Genomic DNA, 19,756 nt, shown 5'->3' on the forward strand with positions numbered 1-19,756 from the left:
GCCCGGCGGGGTCAGAAACCCAGTCCGCGCCGGGCGGCGTCGATCGAGGGTTGATTCCACCGGTCCCGTTCCCCGTCGGCGGTGAGGGATCTGAGAATGGCCCGGTCCAGGTAGAGCCGCCCGTCGAGGTGGTCGGTCTCGTGCTGGAAGATGCGGGCCGGCCACCCCTCGAGCACCGTCCTGACCATGGTGCCATCAGGAGCCGTGTAGGTGGCGGTGATGCTCCGGTGACGTTCGACGACGGCCTGGTAGCCGGGAACCGACAGGCAGCCCTCGTAGAACGCCTCGAGCCTGTCGTCCGTGGGCTCGTAGCTCGGATCGACGACGACCGTGAACGGCAGGGGAGTCCGTGAGCGGGCCGTGGCGATGTCCACGTCCCGCACGCCGCTGTCCTCGAGCACGGCGAGCCGGAGGGGTATGCCGAGCTGCGGCGCCGCCAGCCCCACCCCCGGGGCCGCATGCATCGCGGCCCGCAGGGTGGTGACGAGCCGGGCGAGGGTGGCGTCGTCGAGCCGGCCGGCGACGTTCTGCGCCCTGCGTCGCAGGACGGGATGGCCTGCCCGGACAATAGGTGGCAGGTCCACCGCGAGGACGGCCGCCACGAGAGCCGCGAGCTCCTCACGCGTGGTGGTGTCCGGCAGATTCTCGGAGGCGGTTCTCATTGCTCCAGCCAATCACGGGGCAGGACAGGTCAGGCACGCCCATTGCCGGGCGGGGTCCGGCGGCGGAGAATCGGACGAGCGGGACGGCGACACTCACCTGGCTGTTGGAGGCTGAACGCACATGACAATGACCGGAACCGCGGCTCAGGCGGGACACGCAGCGGACACGCACGACCTGATCCGGGTTCGGGGCGCGCGGGAGAACAACCTCAAGGATGTCACCATCGACATCCCGAAGCGTCGGCTCTCGGTCTTCACGGGCGTCTCGGGGTCGGGGAAGAGCTCTCTGGTCTTCGACACCATCGCCGCCGAATCGCAGCGCATGATCAACGAGACCTACAGCGCTTTCCAGCAGGGCTTCATGCCCACGCTGGCCCGGCCGGAGGTCGATCTCCTCGAGGGACTCACGACGGCGATCATCGTGGACCAGGAGCGCATGGGCGCCAATCCTCGTTCCACCGTCGGCACGGCGACCGACGTGAACGCGATGCTGAGGATCGTCTTCTCCCGTCTCGGGCAGCCCCACGTCGGGTCCCCGCAGGCGTACTCGTTCAATGTCGCCTCGATCAGCGGCGCCGGTTCGGTGACCTTCGAGCGCGGTGACACGACCGTCAAGGAACGTCGCAGCTTCACGATCACCGGCGGCATGTGTCCGCGCTGCGAGGGCACGGGATCCGTGACGGACATCGATCTGACGCAACTCTACGACGCCACGAAATCGCTCAACGGGGCAGCGCTCACCATCCCCGGATACAGCATGGACGGCTGGTACGGGCGCATCTTCGGTGGCTGCGGCTTCTTCGATGCCGACACGCCCATCGAGCAGTTCTCGGAGGGCCAGCTGCACGACCTGCTCCACCGGGAGCCGACCAGGATCAAGGTGGATGGCATCAACATCACCTACGAGGGGCTCATCCCGAAGCTGCAGAAGTCGATGCTCACCAAGGACCGCGAGGCGATGCAGCCGCACATCCGTGCTTTCGTGGACCGCGCCATCACCTTCACACCCTGCCCGGACTGCGACGGTACCCGGCTGAGCGAGGCGGCCCGGTCCTCCAGAATCGACGGCGTGAGCATCGCCGATGCCTGCAGGATGCAGATCAGCGATCTCGCCGGCTGGGTACGCGGGCTCGACGAGCCGACCATGGCGCCGGTGCTCGCAGCGCTGGGGGAGACACTCGGGTCCTTCGTGGACATCGGCCTCGGGTATCTCAGTCTGGACCGACCCTCCGGCAGCCTGTCCGGTGGGGAGTCCCAGCGCACCAAGATGATCCGGCATCTCGGCTCGTCCCTGACGGACGTCACCTATGTCTTCGACGAACCCACCATCGGCCTACACCCGCACGACATCGAACGCATGAACTCGCTGCTGCTCAGGCTGCGGGACAAGGGCAACACCGTCCTTGTGGTCGAGCACAAGCCGGAGCTGATCGCGATGGCCGACCACGTGGTCGATCTCGGCCCGGGTGCAGGCGGCGCGGGCGGCTCGGTGTGCTTCGAGGGTTCGGTCGAGGAGTTGCGTCGCAGTGGAACACTCACGGGCAGGCATCTCGACGACCGCGCCGCGCTCAAGGAATCGCTACGGACACCACGCGGCGTCCTGGAGATCCGGGGGGCCACCGCGCACAATGTGCGGGATGTCGACGTCGACATCCCGCTGGGCGTGCTGTGCGTCGTGACCGGCGTGGCCGGCTCCGGCAAGAGTTCGCTGATCCACGGCTCGGTCTCCGGCAGGGACGGCGTCGTCGCGGTCGACCAGACGGCCATCAAGGGCTCGCGGCGGAGCAATCCGGCGACCTACACCGGCATGCTGGAGCCGATCCGGAAAGCCTTCGCGAAGGCCAACGGGGTCAAGCCCGCGCTGTTCAGCGCGAACTCCGCGGGTGCGTGCCCCACGTGCAACGGTGCCGGCGTGATCTTCACCGACCTGGCGATGATGGCCGGTGTCGCGACCACGTGCGAGGTCTGCGGCGGCCGACGCTTCATGGCGGAGGTGCTCGAGTACACCCTCGGCGGTCTCGACATCAGCGAGGTCCTGGCCCTGCCCGTCAGCGACGCCGCGATCTTCTTCGCGGAAGGGCAGTCGAGGGTGTCCGCCGCAGCCGCGATCCTGGGCCGGCTGGCCGACGTCGGGCTCGGATACCTGAGTCTCGGGCAGCCCCTGACAACCCTGTCCGGCGGCGAACGCCAGCGCCTGAAGCTCGCCACCCGCATGGGCGACGAGGGAGGTGTCCTCGTGCTCGACGAGCCGACCGCCGGCCTGCACCTGGCCGATGTCGAGAATCTGCTCGGTCTGCTGGACCGACTGGTCGACACCGGCACCTCGGTGATCGTCGTCGAGCACCACCAGGCCGTCATGGCACACGCGGACTGGATCATAGACCTCGGACCGGGCGCCGGGCACGACGGCGGCAGGATCGTGTTCGAAGGATCACCGGCCGATCTCGTAGCGACGCGGGCGACGCTGACCGGTCGGCATCTGGCGGGGTACGTCGGCGCCTGAGCCGGCCGGTGATCGATGTGTGACTGGACCAGAGAGCCGATGGTCATCCCCTTTCGCGCTTCTGGGTTGATCGCCGATAATCTACATTATGTCAGGTAGAGCCTGGCATGTTCGCATCAGGTGCGTATTGGCCGGTTCCCTCGACCTCCGCGCTGCCGCGGGTTTCGGAGGGCCGGGTTGCCGGCCAGTCGGCGCTGCCTTGACGCGTGGGTAATGCATTAGACCAGCGGGAATGGCTTGTGACTGGGGCGTTTACGGCGTGCTTGACGGTGTTCGCGGTTAATGCGAATATTTCGCGCATCATGCGAAGTGTCATTGAGGTGGGTCCGGGGTCGGTGCCCGTTCACTTGCAGGGTGCCGTCGCGGTGCTCAATGAGGAGGAAACGGTCTGGGAGGCGATGCTCAGCGGGTGGCGGGCGCAGCAGTTCGCCCGGAATTTGGCGCCGTCGACGGTTGATCGCCGACGGGAGTTGGTGACGCGGTTTCGCGTCTGCGCTGACGCTTATCCGTGGTCGTGGACGGTCGGCGCGGTGGACGAGTTCTTCCTCGAGTTGCGCGCGGTCGGGGGCGCCGCGCAGTCCACGATTCTGGGTTATCAGGGCGCGCTGCGGATGTTCCTCGAGTACGTCTGTGATCCGCGCTACGGCTGGGTCGAGCAGTGCTGGCAGCGTTTCGGGGATCATCCGGCGCAGGTGTTCCACGAGTGGAATACCGCTCGTCACGCGCAGAACGGGATAGCGCAGCCAGGCAAGCGCCCCTACACCCGCGATGAGCTGCAGGACCTGTTCGACTGCGCCGACGAGCGTGTCGTCCGGATCCGCCAGAAGGGTAGCAAAGGCTGGGTTACCGCGTTCCGAACCGCGACGATGATGAAGGCTGCCTACGCCTGGGGCCTGCGCCGCAACGAGGTCCGCTCCCTTGATCTCGTCGACTGCGCTTCGAACCCGGCGGCACGGCAGTTCGGCGATTTCGGGATCATCTACGTCCGCTTCGGGAAGGCAATGCGCGGATCCCCGCCGAAACGACGCAGTGTGTTGAGCTTGCCCGAGATGGACTGGTCGACCGAGATCATGCGGCAGTGGGTTGAGGAGGTCCGCCCGTTAATCGCCCGCCCGAGGGCGAGTTGTCTTTGGCCCTCGGAGCGCGGCGGCATGATCACCGCCGATGCGGTCAGCCGGGCATTCAATGAGGTCAAGCGAGAGGCCGGTCTGGATGACGAGCTCGATTTCCACTCGCTGCGACGCTCCTATGTCACGCACCTGCTCGAGGACGGTTACGACGCGTTCTTCATCCAGCAACAGGTAGGCCACGAGCACGCATCCACGACGTCGATCTACACCGGCGTCTCCCCCGACTATCGCGCCCGCGTCGTCAGCGATGCGATCGCTCGAATGGCCACGACGATGATTCCCACCGCAGCGAAGGACTGACATGAGACGTCGAATCGAATACACCTGGCGACTACGCGAGCTGATGGCTGCGCGCGGAATGAACACCATCTCGGACCTGCTCCCCCACCTCGCAGACCGGGGCATCGAACTCTCCGCCTCGCAGATCTATCGTCTCGTCGGCTCCAAACCGGAACGAATGAACCTGACCCTGCTGGGCGCGCTCCTGGACACCCTCGACTGCAGCTTCGAAGAACTCTGCCCAACCACTATTGAGGCGGAGAGCTCGAGGACCACGAAGAAGGCCGTTGGAGACGGACCCTCCCCGGACGGCTCGATTCGACCGGCGCGCGCCCGGATCCGCCGACCGGAATGACCGGTCCGCGAACACCAGGTCGGCGCTGCTGCGTTCGCTGCGCGGCGACAGGGGTTAAGTTCGCGACAACCTGGCCAGAAGGGAGTATTTGCCGACGCTGCTACCAGCAGGCCACCCGACGCCACGGTATCTGCCCGGCCTGTCTCACCCAACGACTGCTACCCGGTCGCATCGGCGACGCGAACGTCTGCACGGATTGCGCCGGCATCCCGAAAGACTTTCACTGCAGTCGATGCGGACGCGAAGACGAACCCGTCCGCATCGGACTTTGCGCCCACTGCGCTCTAAACGACGACCTCACCGTTCTCCTCGACGACGGCACCGGCCAGATCGCTCCGGCGCTGCTCCCCCTCCACACCGCGCTCACCGAGCAGAGGCATGCTCGCAGCGCAACTATCTGGCTCATCACCAACCCGGACGCCACCGCGCTCCTGGGCGACCTCGCGAGAGGAACTCAACCGCTGGAGCACAGCACCTTCACCAGCCACCCACACCCGAGGAAAGTCGCCTTCCTGCATGAGCTGTTCATTGAGCATCAGCTGCTGGGCCCAATGAACCTCGACATCGAACGGTTCCAGACCTGGCTTACCGCCAAGCTCTCCTTCGCCCCCGAAACGGACGCGCGAATCATCACGCAATACGCACGCTGGGTCCACCTCAACCGGATGCACCGCCTCGCCGAAACCGGCATGCTGACCAAAGGGACGATCCTCTCCGCACGGCAGTCAACCACCGTCGCGCTCGGCTTCCTCGCCTTCCTCGCGGGCCGCGACAGCACCCTCGCACAATGCACACAGACCGACATCGATCAGTGGCTCGCCGACGGCCCCACCACCCACAGCTTGTCCCGCGGGTTCGTCCGCTGGGCCATCGAGCACCATCACGCACCGCACGTCGACTTCCCCTATCGGGTAGCGAAGACCGAACCCATCCTCAGCCAGCCGCAGCGCCTCGCGTCGATCCAGCTCGCCCTTGACGAACATACCGACCTCACTGACGCGGACCGCGCCGCCGCGGTGCTCTTCCTCGTCTTCGGACAACCGCTCACCCGCATCTCACGCATGACGCGCGACCAGATCGAACGCCGCCACAACGCCACGATCCTGCGCGTCACCGACGACGAGATCCTCGTACCATCGCCCTTCGACAACGTTCTGACACAACACCTCGAACGGCTTCCTCACCAGAACACGACCGCGCATCGCGGCGACCCGCGCTGGCTCTTCCCCGGCGCCCGCCCCGGACAGCCCATAAATCACAACACCCTCATGACGCGACTGCGAGACGCGGGCATCGAAATCCGCGCCGCTCACAACGCGGCTCTGCGCGCCCTCGTCCTCGACATTCCCGCAGCGATCGTCGCGAACACGCTCGGATACAGCTACCAGATCACCGACAAGCACCGCCGGAACTCAGGCGCCACCTTCATCGACTACATCAACCACCGCAGCTGACAGCTCAAATACGCCGGTCACCAACACGCAGGTCCAGCACTAGCGGCAAGAGCGACCCATCTTCACGACATTCTTTCCCGTACTAGCTCCTGGGCGCCCTCCCGCTGTTCTTCGCGGCTGCCGACGGAAGCCCGAGTGGCACGGCTGCAGACCGGCTAGCGTTGCAGCATGGACCACGAGTACCGCTACGACGTCGAAATACTGCACCTGCTGGTCTCGAAGGACCATGCCTACTTCGGACGCTCCCGGGACGGCGTGGCGGACGTCGCCACGACCGACGCCGACAGGGTCGACGTCGTCGCCGGCAAGGGCATCGTGGGTGATCGTTTCTTCGGCAAGGCAGCCCACATGGACGCCGCGATGACCCTCTTTGCCGTCGAATCGCTAGAGGACATCGCACAGCAGCTCGGATCACCCTCTTTCGATCCCCTGCTCCCGCGTCGGAATGTCGTCCTGCGGGGGGCGGAGCTCGCTCCACTCGTCAGCGAGGACTTCGTCCTCGAATCCGACGGCAGCAGTGTCTCGTTCCACGGTGGTCGGCCCGCGCACCCCTGCGTCTGGATGGATCGGGTCCTGGCACCGGGAGCTCATAAGGCGATGCGCGGACGGGGTGGAATCCGGTGCCGCCCCCTGAGCAGCGGGCTCCTCCACCGGGGACCCGCCGTGCTCGTCAGTCCGGTCCCGCTCGACGCCGCCAGGGCGCACATCGCCTCGGTCCGCCTCCCCAGCCGTCTGCCCTGACCTCTCCTGCCGGGTGCGTCGCTCCCCCGGCGCAGTTCCCCCGCCGACTCCGTGGAGGGCCGCGAGGATACGCAGGGGCCTTCGGCACATCCCGGGGCTACGCTTGCACCATGGCCCGCCTACCGGACTCCCCCGCCGCCCGGCGACCGGGCAGGCGCAGCGGACCGGGCGGTGCAGCCGCCTGGACCGCGGCCGACGTCGCCCTGATCCTCGTCTTCGCCACCCTGGGGCGGCGGACACACGAACACGGCATCACACCCGCCGGGATTCTGCAGACGGCCTGGCCGTTCCTTTCCGCCTATGCCATCGCCGCCACGGCCGTCCGTTCCTGGAGGTCCGCCCGCAGCGCCTGGCCCACCGGCGTCGTCCTCTGGCTGGGGACCGTTGCGGGCGGTCTTCTCCTCAGGGCTCTTGCCGGCGCTTCGGTGGCGCTCAGCTTCCAGCTGGTCACCCTGCTCGTGCTCGGCGGTCTGCTCCTGCTTCCCCGGCTCGTCGGTCGCGCCCTCGCACGGCGTCGGTCACGCGTACCGGTAGCGTAGGACGACGACTCCCCGGTTCCGCGAAAGGCATGCCATGATCACCGCGTTCGTCCTCATTCAGACCGATGCCTCACGTATCCCCGAGAGCGCCCAGTCCATCTCCGAGATCGAGGGCATCAGCGAGGTGTACTCGGTCACCGGCGAATGGGATCTCATCGCGATCGCCCGCGTCAGCAGGCACGAGGACCTGGCGGACGTCATCGCCGACCGCCTGTCGAAGATCGAGGGCATCCGTTCGACGACGACGCAGATCGCCTTCCGCTCGTACTCCCAGCACGATCTGGACGCCGCCTTCTCGCTCGGCTTCGACAGCTGACGTCGTCGAGAGCTGCCGCTTCCTGCAGTTGCCTGATGCTGCACCCGGCCGCGCTGTACGAGCCCGCCGGTGCGCTCAGTAGGATCTGCTGACCTCGACCCACCGCTCCAGGACGCCTGCGGCGGCGCCTGAGTCGATCGACGCGCGGGCACGGGCCATGGCCGAGATGATCCGGTCGACGAGACCGCCGTCCGCCCGCTCCTCGAGAGCCACGAGACCGGCCGCGGCGTTCAGGACGACGGCGTCCCGCACGGGTCCGGACTCGCCGCGGAGGACGGTACGCACCACCGCGGCATTGCCCCTGGCATCGGTCCCACGCAGCGCATCGACCGGTACGACGTCGAGACCGAAATCCGCCGGATGGACACCGTGCGCGCGGACCGCTCCGTCACGGACCTCCCAGATCGTGGAGGTCCCGCTCGTCGTCAATTTGTCCCTGCCGTCGTCGCCCCGGAAGACCAGCGCACGGATGCCCCGGGCGGCGAGCACACCGGCCATGAGGGGGGCCATGCGGGCGTCGGCGCAGCCGAGCGCCTGAGCGCTCACCCCGGCCGGGTTGCTCAGGGGGCCGAGGAAGTTGAAGGCCGTCGGCACCCCGAGTTCGCGCCGTGGAACCGCCACGTGTTTCATCGACGGATGGAACACCTGCGCGAAACAGAAGGTGATGCCCGCCCGCTCCGCCGTCCGCGCGACGTCGGCAGGCGCCAGATCGAGCCGGACACCGAGCTCCTCTATCACGTCCGCCGCTCCCGAGGCCGACGACGCCCCCCTGTTGCCGTGCTTGACCACCTTCGCTCCCGCGCCGACCGCCACGAGGGAGCTCATCGTCGAGATGTTGAGCGTGTTCAGACCGTCTCCGCCGGTGCCGACGATGTCGAGCGTGGGCCCGGTGACCTCGATTCGGTGCGCCCTGTCGAGCATCGCCTGGACGAGTCCGGCAAGTTCGTCGACGGATTCCCCCTTCGCCCGCAGCGCCACGAGGAACCCCGCGATCTGGGCGTGACTCGCCTCGCCCGACATGATCGAATGCATCGCCCAGCGGCTCTGCTCCGTCCCCAGATCGCTTCCTGCCAGGAGGGCCGAGAAGATCGAGGGCCAGGTGGACGGCAGCGCTGAGGGGGTTGTCGGCAGGCTCACCGTCCCAGATTATCTACGAATTGTAGAAAGTCATGCCGCGGAACTTCCGCGTCAAGACGGGCGTCGTTGTGGACCGCCCTGCACCGAACCACTCCGCAGGCCGTTTCGCGTTGGTGATCGCGCCGCGCTTGGGGCCATAATGATCTCGTGACCTCCGCGACCCAAGCCCCCAGTGCCGCGCCGCATCCCGCGCTGAACCGCCCCAACATGGTCTCCGTCGGGACCGTCGTCTGGCTGTCCAGCGAGCTGATGTTCTTCGCAGGCCTCTTTGCCATGTACTTCACCCTGCGCTCCACCTCCGGTGAGCTATGGGCCATGGAGACCGAGAAGCTGAACGTGCCGTTCGCGCTCGTCAACACCATCATCCTGGTCTCGAGCTCCTTCAGCTGCCAGTTCGGGGTCTTCGCCGCAGAGCGCCTGCAGCCCCGCCGCACGGGCGGGCCCTTCGCCATCGCCCGCTGGGGCATGGTCGAGTGGTTCCTCCTCACCTTCTTCATGGGCGCCATCTTCGTCTCGGTCCAGGCCTACGAGTACGCGGAGCTCGTCTCCGAGGGCGTCTCCCTGTCCTCGAACCCGTTCGGTTCGGCCTTCTACATCACCACCGGCTTCCACGGGATCCACGTGATCGGCGGACTCATCGCCTTCCTGCTGATCATCGGCCGCGCCTTCATCGCGCGGCAGTTCGGTCACTTCGAGGCCACCTCCGCGATCGTGACGTCCTACTACTGGCACTTCGTGGACGTGGTCTGGATCGGGCTGTTCCTGATCATCTACTTCCTCCAGTAATTGGCACCCGCTCGCTCTTCTACTAGAGGTAGAATTCAATGAAGAAGTCCGGCAGCTCCGGTATCACAAAAGGCAGGAAGCAACCCGTGAAGGCACTCTCGCAGAGGCGGCGTCACCCCCTAGCAGCTGTAGCGCTGCTCCTGATGGCGCTCCTCGCCACCGGCGGGATCTACGCCGCGGCCAGTACCGCCAACGAAGCACAGGCACAGACCACCACCTTCACGGCCAATGACGTCGACGAGGGAAGCAAGCTCTTCGCCGCCAACTGCGCCTCCTGCCACGGCATGGGTGCTACCGGTTCCGACGCGGCGCCGTCCCTCGTGGGCGTAGGGGCGGCCTCCGTGGACTTCCAGGTCGGCTCGGGACGCATGCCCATGCAGATGGACGGACCGCAGGCCCAGGTCAAGCCGGTTCAGTTCGACGACGAACAGATCCGCCAGATGGCGGCATACGTCGCCTCCCTGGGAGCCGGGCCTGCCATTCCCTCCGACGAGATCCTCGATCCCGCCGAGGGTGACAGTTCGGCCGGGGGCGAGCTGTTCCGCGTGAACTGCGCCATGTGCCACAACGCGGCCGCGGCCGGCGGTGCACTGACCCGGGGTAAGTACGCTCCCTCCCTCGAAGGGACGAGCGAAAAGCACATCTACGAGGCCATGGTCACCGGCCCGCAGAACATGCCGGTCTTCAGCGACGCGAACATCACGCCCGAGGACAAGCAGGACATCATCGCGTTCCTCAAGACCATCGAGGAGCAGGGCTCCCCCGGTGGGGCGGACCTGGGCTCGCTCGGACCGGTGTCGGAGGGACTGTTCATCTGGGTTGCCGGGCTCGGCGTCATCATCGCCTTCACGGTGTGGCTCACGTCAAGGTCCTCATGACCATCCGAGGGTCCTCCGTCGACGAATCACCTGTAGATCTACGAACACTGCCACACCTGAAGAAGGATGCGAGGGATCATGGCCGACTCTAGTCACGGCACCCCGGGAACGACGGTCGCCGTCGGTTCGACGGGCCGGCAGCTGGACGAGTTCGACAATCCGGGTCTGCCACCGCACAGGCCACGCCTGGCGGACCGGGACCCCCGCGCAGAGAAGCGTGCCGAGCGCCAGGTCGCCCTGCTCTTCGCGATCTCGGTGGTCGGGACCCTCCTGTTCTTCGTCGGGTACTTCTTCATCCCACTCGACCAGACGATCGAGCGGCTCCGGCTGCAGAATCTGATGCTCGGCCTGGGCACCGCCTTCGCGATGCTCGGTATCGGCGTCGGGATCGTGCACTGGGCCAAGACGCTCATGCCCGACCACGAGGTCACCGAGGATCGCCACGACATCCGTCCGGAGAGTGATCGTCAGGACGCCGAGAAGATCGTCAACGACATCCTCGACGAATCGGGTATCAAGCGTCGCCCACTGATCCGCAACACGCTCCTCGGAGCGGCCCTGCTGGCACCTCTCCCGGCGATCGCGATCTTCCGCGACCTGGGTCCACTGCCGGGTAATGCGCTCAAGGAGACCATGTGGGACGCGGGTGTCCGCCTTACGCGGGACCCGAGTGGGACCCCCATCCGGGCCGCCGATGTCACTATCGGCTCGGCCTTCCACGTCATCCCGGAGGGACTCAATGAGGCCGAGCACAAGCTGGAGGAGAAGGCCAAGGCCGTCGTCCTCCTCATGCGCCTCGACCCCAATGAACTCAACCCCTCCCCCGGCAAGGAGGACTGGGCATATGACGGGATCGTCGCCTACTCCAAGATCTGCACGCACGTCGGCTGCCCCGTAGCACTGTACGAACAGCAGACGCACCACCTTCTGTGTCCCTGCCACCAGTCGACGTTCGATGTGGAGCACGAGGCAAAGGTGATCTTCGGACCAGCGGCTCGCCCGCTGCCGCAGCTACCCATCGAGGTCGATGACGAGGGCTATCTCGTCGCGTCGAGCGATTTTCAAGAACCAGTAGGACCTAGTTTCTGGGAGCGAGGCTGACATGAGCAGCTCAACTGCGACGCAAACCTATGTACCGAAGACCCGCGTCGGCAAGGTGACCGATTACGTCGACTCGCGCGTCGGCGGCTCCGCGATCGTCAAGGAGTTCGGTCGGAAGATCTTCCCCGATCACTGGACATTCATGTTCGGGGAGGTGGCCCTCTACACCTTCGTCATCCTGCTCCTCTCGGGCACGTTCCTCACCTTCTTCTACGATCCCTCCATGGCCGAGACCACCTACGAGGGCAGCTATTTGCCGCTGCGTGGCGTGGAGATGTCGGTGGCCTACGCCTCCTCGCTCGACATCTCGTTCGACATCCGTGGTGGGCTTTTCATGCGCCAGGTACACCACTGGTCCGCGCTGCTGTTCGTCGCCGCGGTGGCGGTCCACATGCTGCGCGTCTTCTTCACCGGAGCGTTCCGCAAGCCCCGTGAGTTCAATTGGATCATTGGTTGCACGCTCCTCATCCTGAGCCTCGCGGCCGGTTTCACCGGGTACTCGCTGCCTGATGATCTGCTGTCGGGTAACGGTCTGCGCATCATCGACGGCGTCATGAAGTCCATCCCAGTGGTCGGAACATATCTCAGCTTCTTCCTGTTCGGCGGGGAGTTCCCGGGAACGGCCATCATCGGCCGTCTGTACGTGCTCCACATCCTGTTGGTGCCGGCAGTCATCCTGCTCATGATCGGTCTGCACCTCTTCCTGGTCGTCCTGCACAAGCACTCGCAGTTCCCCGGCCCGGGCCGCACGAACACCAATGTGGTCGGATACCCGGTAGGCCCGGTATACGCAGCGAAGGCCGGTGGATTCTTCTTCATCGTCTTCGGTATCCTCGCCGCCATCGCCGCAGCATTCACCATCAATCCGATCTGGAACTACGGGCCGTACGACCCCTCCCCCGTCTCGGCCGGCACGCAGCCGGACTGGTACATCGGGTGGGTGGACGGTGCCCTCCGGCTGATGCCCGGGACCATCGGGAACTTCGACTTCGAGTTCATGATCCCGTTCCCGTGGGGCACCAATGCCCTGCCGCTGAACGTGCTCATCCCCGCACTGGTGCCGGCGATCATCCTGTTCACCCTGATGTTCGCCTGGCCCTGGATCGAAGCGTGGGTCACGAAGGACACGCGTGAGCATCATCTGCTGGACCGTCCGCGTAATGCTCCCACCCGCACCGCCATCGGTGTTGCCGGCGTGACGTTCTACTGCATCATGTGGGCCGCCGCCAGCTCGGACCTCATCGCGACCCACTTCATGGTCTCGCTGAATGATGTGACCTACTGGCTCAGGGTCCTCGTGATCCTCGGTCCCATCCTGGCGTTCATGGTGTCTCGGCGCATCTCGCTCGCCCTCCAGCGCAAGGATCGTGAGATCGCGCTGCACGGCCGGGAGACCGGTCGGATCGTACGGCTTCCCCACGGTGAATTCATCGAGGTGCACGAGCCGGTGGACGACTACAAGCTGTACACGCTGACCAGCTTCGAGTCGCCCCAGGCTGAGTTGCCGACGCCGGACAAGGATGGCAAGGTGAGCCGTCTCGACAAGGTCCACGGACGGGTCTCCCGATTCTTCTTCGAGGACAGGGTGGCTCCGGTCACCCCAAGGGAACTCGCGGCATCGCACGGTGACCACCACGAAGAGGTCGCTGGTGCCAAGGACCGTGAGGCCATCTCGAGCCGGTAGCCACGACATAGAGCACTGACGAAGGGCCCGAGCGTTCACCGCTCGGGCCCTTCATCTGTCCCTGTCGCGGAGCTGCTTCGTCCGTGCTGGTCGGAGGAGGGTCAGCGGTATTGGCTGGAAGGCTCCTGCGACCCCCAGCGCCTAGCCGAGACGCTTGGAGCTGTAGGCGCGCGGGGTGCGTACGCCGGGGCGCTGCAGCGGCACCCAGAGCTTGTACCGGTCGGCACGATAGTAGGACACCGAGTAGTCGATCATGGCCCGCGCTACATAGGCATGCCGTTGGATCTTCAGGAGAGGGGCACTCAGCTCCACATTGAGCAGACGGGCGATGGAGGGTGATGCTGCTGTGGCCTCGATGGTGTCCTCGCCCCACTCCATGACGAGCCCGTACTTCTCGCTCAGCACGTTGTACAGCGAGGTGGGCGGAGGATCGTTCAGAATTCCCTGCACACGATGGGCCGGGATGAAGTTCTCGTCCACGCTCATCGGCTCTCCGTCCGCGAGCAGCTGTCGCCTGAACCTGATGACCGGTTGCCCGATCTCGATCTGGAGTTCCCGAGCCACGAGGGGCGTGGCCGCCTGCTGTTCGAAGCTGAGGACCCTGGCATCGGGTACCATCCCTCGGCGGATCATCTCCTCCGTATAGGACGTCAGCTTCATCTGCAGGTCGAGCTTGCTCCGCGAGACGAAGGTGCCCAGCCCCACGATGCGCTCCAGGACCTCCTCGGCGACGAGAGCGTCGATCGCCTGGCGGACCGTCATCCGGGCCACGTCGTAGTACTCGCTCAGCCGGCGCTCCGACGGTATGGCTGCCCCGGGCTCTCCGTGCCCTCCGACGTAGGCCCTGAGGCTCTCCCGCAGCTGCACATGTTTGGCCTCCACGGACGTCGGATCAAGGCGCTCCGCATCGAAGGGACGAGGCAGGATCATGGTCTGCTCCCCCGGAAGGTCAATTGCCGCTCCCATCGGTCCACGGTGGTCACGGGCTTAAACGACAGGAAGCCTGCCGATGGCAGGCTTCCTGGATAGTGACTGATCATGGTGTCAGTGGGCGTGGTCCCCACGGCTGTACTCGAACACCCAACCGACGAGGGCGATCACCGCGAAACCCATCCCGATGTAGAGGATCCAGAATCCGACGGCGAGGCCGAGGAACCCCGTGGCAGCCGCGAGGGCCAGGGCCAGGGGCCACCAGCTCCACGGGCTGAAGTGCCCCTGTTCACCGGAGCCCTCGTGGATCTCGGCGTCGAGACGGTCCTCCGGACGCAGTCCTACCCGGTTACCCGTGAAGCCGAGGTAGAACCCGATCATGCCCGACAGCCCGCCGGACAGATACAGCGCCAGGAAGCCTACCGGCTCCTGCCACTCGACGAGTACGCCGTACACGGTTCCTACCAGGAAGAAGAACGGGGTGAGGTAGGTGAAGAGCTTCGTCTCGATTTTCACGCGTTGGTGTCCTGTCGGTCGGCCGCCCCCATGAAGCCCGCAGCACTCTCATCGGGAGTGTGGGTCTGCTGCAGCTCCGGGTGATGCAGGTCGAGTGCCGGGCGCTCCGAGCGGATGCGCGGCAGTGAGGTGAAGTTGTGCCGCGGCGGCGGGCAGGAGGTAGCCCACTCGAGGGAGGCACCGAAGCCCCATGGATCATCCACGTCCACCTTCTTGCCTGTGCGCCAGGTGATGTACACGTTCCAGAAGAACGGGATCATCGAGGCTCCGAGGACGAAGGATCCCACGGTGGAGAATTGGTTCATAGCCGTGAAGCCGTCCTCCGGCAGATAGTCCGCGTAGCGGCGGGGCATACCCACGACGCCGAGCCAGTGCTGGATCAGGAAAGTGGCGTGGAAGCCGAGGAAAAGCATCCAGAAGTGGATCTTCCCGAGCCGCTCGTTCAGCATCTTGCCCGTGAACTTGGGCCACCAGAAGTAGAATCCGGCGAACATCGCGAAGACCACGGTGCCGAAGACCACGTAGTGGAAGTGGGCGACCACGAAGTAGGTGTCCGAGACGTGGAAGTCGAGAGGGGGCGACGCCAGTATGATGCCGGTCAGCCCGCCGAAGAGGAAGGTCACCAGGAAGCCGATGCTCCAGAGCATGGGCGTCTCGAAGGTGATGGACCCCCGCCACATGGTGCCGATCCAGTTGAAGAACTTAACCCCGGTGGGCACCGCGATCAGCATGGTCATGAAAGCGAAGAACGGCAGTAAGACCGCTCCTGTGACATACATGTGGTGGGCCCAGACGGTCACCGAGAGCGCGGCGATCGCGATGGTCGCGAAGACGATGCCCTTGTACCCGAAGATCGGCTTCCGGCTGAAGACTGGGAAGATCTCGGAGACGATACCGAAGAAGGGCAGGGCGATGATGTACACCTCGGGGTGCCCGAAGAACCAGAAGAGGTGCTGCCAGAGGATCGCTCCGCCGGCTTCCGGATCGAAGATGTGGGCACCGAAACGACGATCGGCACCGAGCGCGAACAGGGCCGCTGCGAGGGGCGGGAAGGCCATCAGTACGAGGATGCCTGTGATGAGCGTGTTCCAGGTGAAGATCGGCATGCGCCACATGGTCATGCCGGGAGCACGAAGGCAGATGATGGTCGTGATGAAGTTGACCGAACCGAGGATGGTCCCGAAGCCGGAGAGGGCCAGACCGAAGACCCAGAGATCTCCGCCCACTCCCGGTGAGAAAGTGGTGCTGGACAGCGGTGCATAGGCGAACCAGCCGAATGAGGCGGCACCCTGCGGTGTGATGAAGCCGGACACCGCGATGGTGCTGCCGAAGAGGAAGAACCAGAAGGCCAGTGCATTGAGCCGCGGGAAGGCGACGTCGGGCGCGCCGATCTGCAGGGGCATGATGACGTTCGCGAATCCGGCGAACAGCGGTGTGGCGAACATCAGGAGCATCACGGTGCCGTGCATCGTGAAGAGCTGGTTGTACTGCTCCTTGGTCTGGAGGATCTGCATGCCGGGCTCGAACAGCTCGGCCCGGATGATCAGTGCCATGACGCCGGCGAAGCAGAAGAAGACGAAGGACGCGATCAGGTACATGTACCCGATGGTCTTGTGGTCGGTCGACGTGATCCAGTTGACGACGATGCGTCCTTTGGACCTCGGAACGACACGCGGAGCCGCGACGGTCCCGGCTTCCTCAAGGGTGTATTCGAAGGTGGACATCAGCTGCTGCTCCTGGCTGGGTCGGTGTCGGGATCATCATCCGGATAGGAGTCGCGGTCGTACTCGTCTCCGAGCTGGCCGTCCTCGAGTTGCGCCATCTGTGCGTCGAACTCGGCCTGGGAGACCACTTCGACGTTGAACAGCATCTCCGAGTGGTACTGGCCGCACAGTTCGGCGCACTTCCCTGCGAAGGTGCCTTCCTTCGTGGGCGTCAGGTTGATGTAGTTGGTGCGGCCCGGATAGAGGTCGCGCTTCTGCAGGAATGCCGGCACGAAGAATGAATGCTGGACATCGCGGGCGTTGAGCTGCAGCTCCACTGACCGGTTCACCGGAAGATAGAGGGTGGGGAGATTCTCCGGGACTCCTTCTTCACCGTTCAGGTTGGCCTGCACCCCGGTGGAGTACTTGTCCTCCTTCACGTAGTTGAAGTCCCACGACCACTGCTTGCCACGCACATCGACGACCACATCGGGGTTGTCCACGCGGGCATCGATCGTGGCGATGTCACGTTCCGTGAAGTAGAAGAAGACCATCACCATGAAGATCGGGATCGTCAGGTAGAAGACCTCGAGGGGCAGGTTGTAGCTGATCTGGCGCGGGTATCCCGTGTCGTTCTTCCGGCGACGGTACGCGACCATGCACCAGATGATCAGACCCCAGGTGATAAGTCCTACGATCGTCGCCGCGATCCAGGAATTGACCCAGAGATCGGTCACGAGACCGGTGTGGTTGGTGTTGTCGCGGTCTGCCGGCAGCCAGCCCTTCTGGGCCTCTGCCGAGCAACCACTCAGTAGGAGAGCGCCGGCCAGCGAGATGCTGGAGATCTTCGCGATCCTGACGTTCTTGCTACCGGCTCGGTCCTGCGATCTCACAGACGGACCTTCCTTTTCTACGTGCGTTGCCACCCGCCCAGGAAGCTGTCCGGGGTGCACCTCCAGTTTTACTACTCACTGTAGAGCTTACCTGTACGACCCGCGATTCGGTGACATGAGAAGGGCCCGGAACCCGCCGTTTCAGCGAATTCCGGGCCCCGTCGTGACGTGCTAGTGGAAGGAATCCCCGCAGGCACAGGATCCGCCGGCGTTGGGATTGTCGATCGTGAAGCCTTGCTTCGAGATGGTGTCCTCGAAGTCGATGGAGGCTCCCGACAGATACGGGACGCTCATCTTGTCCACGATGACCTCGACACCGTCGAACTCGCGCACCGCGTCGCCCTCGAGGACGCGCTCGTCGAAGTACAGCTGGTAGATAAGGCCCGAACAGCCTCCGGGCTGGACGGCGACGCGCAACCGCAGATCGGTGCGGCCCTCCTGCTCGAGCAGGCTGCGAACCTTCCCGGCCGCCACCTCGGAGAGGTCCACCTCGTGGGCGGTGAGTTCTGCTGAATCCATGGTGGGTGCGGTCTCGGTGGGCGTGCTCATGGTGTTTCTCCTAGCTCGGACCTTCGTGCGTCCGCTCTGAATGCCGCGGTCTGGAGCGGCCTGGGTCAATTCTACGCCGGGTCTGTTACTTGGGGGAACGTCCGGGAGGAACCGAAGATTCCTCCCGGATGTCCGCCGTGGGCCCTATATCCGGGTCAGCGCCCCGTCGTCGATCCGCGCGAGGAGGATCGCCTCGGCGAGGATCGCCTTCTTGAACTCCTCGAGATGGAGGGATTCGTTCGCGCTGTGGGCGCGGGAGTCCGGGTCCTCGACGCCGGTGATGAGGATCTGCGCCGAGGGGAACACTTCGGTGAGGTCGGCGATGAAGGGGATGGAACCGCCCATGCCTGCCTCGACGGCGTCGACGCCCCACGCTTCCCGGAGGGATTCCAGGGCCACCTTCGACGCCGGCTCGGAGGTATCCGTCTGGAAGGGACTTCCCGTCTCCCCCGGAGTGAAGGTGACCTGAGCCCCGAACGGAGCATGCGCTTCGACGTGCGCCCGGACGGCGTCCATGGCCGCTCCCGGTTCCTGCCCCGGTGCCAGCCGGAGGCTGAACTTCGCGCGGGCCTGCGGCAGCAGGGTGTTGGAGGACAGTGCCACGCTCGGGATGTCCATCCCGATGATGGACAGTGCCGGCTTGTGCCACAGGCGCGAGGCGATCGAGCCGGTGCCGGCGAGTTCCACGCCGTCGAGCACCGATGCATCGGAACGGTAGTCCTCCTCCCGATAGTCCACGGATGCGTGGTCGCCGCTGGCGAGCCCGGAGATGGCCACGTCACCGGCGTCGTCGTGCAGGGTGGCGATGAGTCGTGCCAGGAGGGTCGGGGCGTCGAGCACCGGGCCGCCGAACATGCCCGAGTGCACCGCGTGCTCCAGCACCCGCACCTCGATGGTGCCGTCCACGAGTCCGCGCAGGCTCGTGGTCAGTGCGGGCACGCCGACCTTCCAGTTGCTCGAGTCGGCCACGACGATGACATCCGCCTCGAGATCGTCGCGGTAGGTCTCGAGGAAGGTGCGGAAGGTCGGCGAGCCAGCCTCCTCCTCCCCCTCGATGAACAGGGTGACGCCGACGCCGAAGGAATTCCCGAGGACCTCGCTGAGCGCGCCGAAGGCACCGATGTGCGCCATGACGCCTGCCTTGTCATCGGCTGCCCCGCGGCCAAACAGCCTGCCGTCGCGTTCGGTCGCGACGAACGGCGGTGTCTCCCACAGCGCCTCGTCCCCCGGCGGCTGGACGTCGTGGTGGGCGTACAGCAGCACGGTCGGCCGACCCTCGGCGGCCGGGCGGCGCGCGACGACGGCCGGACCGCCCGGAACGCCGTCGTTGTCGACCCGCAGGATCCGGACGTCGTCGATCCCCACGCCCCTGATCAGGCCGACGACGGCGTCCGCGCTGCGGTCGAGCTCGCCGGCGTCGAAGGCGTCCCAGGCGATGCCCTGGATGGCGACGAGGTCCGAGAGTTGCTCGACGATACGCGGGAAGGCGGCGTCGACGCTGGCCCGCAAGAGGTGGGAACGGTGCGTCGCGTCGTTCGATGGCGTGCTGGAGGTATCTGTCATGCCAGCACACTACACAGACGTTCCCGGTTCCCTCCGC

At 65.5% G+C, this 19,756-nt stretch carries 19 protein-coding genes; 11 read left to right on the forward strand and 8 right to left on the reverse strand.

Going from position 1 to position 19,756, the window contains the following annotated elements:
* Positions 1-11: 11 nt before the first annotated feature.
* Positions 12-662, reverse strand: coding sequence for a peptide deformylase (locus FQ377_RS05015; protein ID WP_148600172.1), 651 nt, complete (start codon positions 660-662; stop codon positions 12-14).
* 121 nt (positions 663-783) lie between these two features.
* On the opposite strand from FQ377_RS05015, the gene FQ377_RS05020 reads away from it, so the two are divergent.
* The 7 genes from FQ377_RS05020 (at position 784) to FQ377_RS05050 (ending at position 7,979) form a co-directional block, all read left to right on the forward strand.
* Positions 784-3,165, forward strand: coding sequence for an ATP-binding cassette domain-containing protein (locus tag FQ377_RS05020; RefSeq protein WP_148600173.1), 2,382 nt, complete (start codon positions 784-786; stop codon positions 3,163-3,165).
* Positions 3,166-3,434: 269 nt separating this feature from the next.
* Complete coding sequence (locus tag FQ377_RS05025; protein ID WP_246021316.1) at positions 3,435-4,595, forward strand: tyrosine-type recombinase/integrase; 1,161 nt, start codon at positions 3,435-3,437, stop codon at positions 4,593-4,595.
* A 1-nt stretch (position 4,596) separates the two neighbouring features.
* A complete protein-coding gene (locus tag FQ377_RS05030; RefSeq protein WP_136455080.1) occupies positions 4,597-4,929 on the forward strand; it encodes a helix-turn-helix domain-containing protein in 333 nt (110 codons plus the stop codon).
* Between the two features lie 551 nt (positions 4,930-5,480).
* Entirely contained in the window at positions 5,481-6,383 is a 903-nt protein-coding gene (locus tag FQ377_RS05035) for a hypothetical protein (protein ID WP_136455078.1), read from the forward strand.
* 168 nt (positions 6,384-6,551) lie between these two features.
* The gene (locus tag FQ377_RS05040; RefSeq protein ID WP_148600174.1) at positions 6,552-7,124 is read left to right on the forward strand and encodes an MOSC domain-containing protein; all 573 of its coding nucleotides are present in this window, start codon (positions 6,552-6,554) and stop codon (positions 7,122-7,124) included.
* Positions 7,125-7,234: 110 nt separating this feature from the next.
* Entirely contained in the window at positions 7,235-7,663 is a 429-nt protein-coding gene (locus FQ377_RS05045; RefSeq protein WP_148600175.1) for a DUF3054 domain-containing protein, read from the forward strand.
* A gap of 34 nt (positions 7,664-7,697) precedes the next feature.
* A complete protein-coding gene (locus FQ377_RS05050; protein ID WP_148600176.1) occupies positions 7,698-7,979 on the forward strand; it encodes an Lrp/AsnC family transcriptional regulator in 282 nt (93 codons plus the stop codon).
* A gap of 75 nt (positions 7,980-8,054) precedes the next feature.
* Here the strand turns inward: FQ377_RS05050 and trpD are convergent, their stop codons facing one another.
* Positions 8,055-9,116 carry an anthranilate phosphoribosyltransferase gene (trpD, locus tag FQ377_RS05055; RefSeq protein WP_187393260.1) on the reverse strand — a complete coding sequence of 354 codons (1,062 nt, stop codon included), beginning with the start codon at positions 9,114-9,116 and terminating at the stop codon, positions 8,055-8,057.
* A 147-nt stretch (positions 9,117-9,263) separates the two neighbouring features.
* Here trpD and ctaE point away from each other — a divergent pair, with 147 nt between their 5' ends.
* The 4 genes from ctaE to qcrB all read left to right on the forward strand — a co-directional run bounded on the left by ctaE (position 9,264) and on the right by qcrB (position 13,565).
* Positions 9,264-9,902 carry an aa3-type cytochrome oxidase subunit III gene (gene ctaE, locus FQ377_RS05060; protein WP_148600177.1) on the forward strand — a complete coding sequence of 213 codons (639 nt, stop codon included), beginning with the start codon at positions 9,264-9,266 and terminating at the stop codon, positions 9,900-9,902.
* An 86-nt stretch (positions 9,903-9,988) separates the two neighbouring features.
* On the forward strand, positions 9,989-10,780 hold the full coding sequence (gene qcrC / locus FQ377_RS05065) for a cytochrome bc1 complex diheme cytochrome c subunit (RefSeq protein WP_148600178.1): 792 nt from the start codon (positions 9,989-9,991) through the stop codon (positions 10,778-10,780).
* Between the two features lie 78 nt (positions 10,781-10,858).
* On the forward strand, positions 10,859-11,881 hold the full coding sequence (qcrA, locus tag FQ377_RS05070; protein ID WP_148600179.1) for a cytochrome bc1 complex Rieske iron-sulfur subunit: 1,023 nt from the start codon (positions 10,859-10,861) through the stop codon (positions 11,879-11,881).
* A 1-nt stretch (position 11,882) separates the two neighbouring features.
* Positions 11,883-13,565: a cytochrome bc1 complex cytochrome b subunit gene (gene qcrB, locus FQ377_RS05075; protein ID WP_148600180.1), complete on the forward strand. Its 1,683-nt coding sequence runs from the start codon at positions 11,883-11,885 to the stop codon at positions 13,563-13,565.
* Between the two features lie 141 nt (positions 13,566-13,706).
* On the opposite strand, the gene FQ377_RS05080 is transcribed toward qcrB, so the two are convergent.
* The 6 genes from FQ377_RS05080 to FQ377_RS05105 all read right to left on the reverse strand — a co-directional run bounded on the left by FQ377_RS05080 (position 13,707) and on the right by FQ377_RS05105 (position 19,719).
* Positions 13,707-14,495, reverse strand: coding sequence for a GntR family transcriptional regulator (locus FQ377_RS05080; RefSeq protein ID WP_148600528.1), 789 nt, complete (start codon positions 14,493-14,495; stop codon positions 13,707-13,709).
* A 114-nt stretch (positions 14,496-14,609) separates the two neighbouring features.
* Positions 14,610-15,011, reverse strand: a complete 402-nt coding sequence (locus FQ377_RS05085; RefSeq protein WP_148600181.1) for a cytochrome c oxidase subunit 4 — start codon at positions 15,009-15,011, stop codon at positions 14,610-14,612.
* Entirely contained in the window at positions 15,008-16,735 is a 1,728-nt protein-coding gene (gene ctaD / locus FQ377_RS05090; RefSeq protein ID WP_148600182.1) for an aa3-type cytochrome oxidase subunit I, read from the reverse strand. The genes FQ377_RS05085 and ctaD overlap by 4 nt, the downstream gene beginning before the upstream one ends.
* A complete protein-coding gene (ctaC, locus tag FQ377_RS05095) occupies positions 16,735-17,607 on the reverse strand; it encodes an aa3-type cytochrome oxidase subunit II (RefSeq protein ID WP_148600183.1) in 873 nt (290 codons plus the stop codon). The genes ctaD and ctaC overlap by 1 nt, the downstream gene beginning before the upstream one ends.
* A gap of 171 nt (positions 17,608-17,778) precedes the next feature.
* A complete protein-coding gene (locus FQ377_RS05100) occupies positions 17,779-18,156 on the reverse strand; it encodes a HesB/IscA family protein (RefSeq protein ID WP_148600184.1) in 378 nt (125 codons plus the stop codon).
* 144 nt (positions 18,157-18,300) lie between these two features.
* Positions 18,301-19,719 carry a dipeptidase gene (locus tag FQ377_RS05105; protein WP_148600185.1) on the reverse strand — a complete coding sequence of 473 codons (1,419 nt, stop codon included), beginning with the start codon at positions 19,717-19,719 and terminating at the stop codon, positions 18,301-18,303.
* Between the last annotated feature and the right edge of the window lie 37 nt (positions 19,720-19,756).

Source organism: Arthrobacter echini, assembly GCF_008107445.1.
Classification (GTDB): Bacteria; Actinomycetota; Actinomycetes; order Actinomycetales; family Micrococcaceae; genus Arthrobacter_D; species Arthrobacter_D echini_A.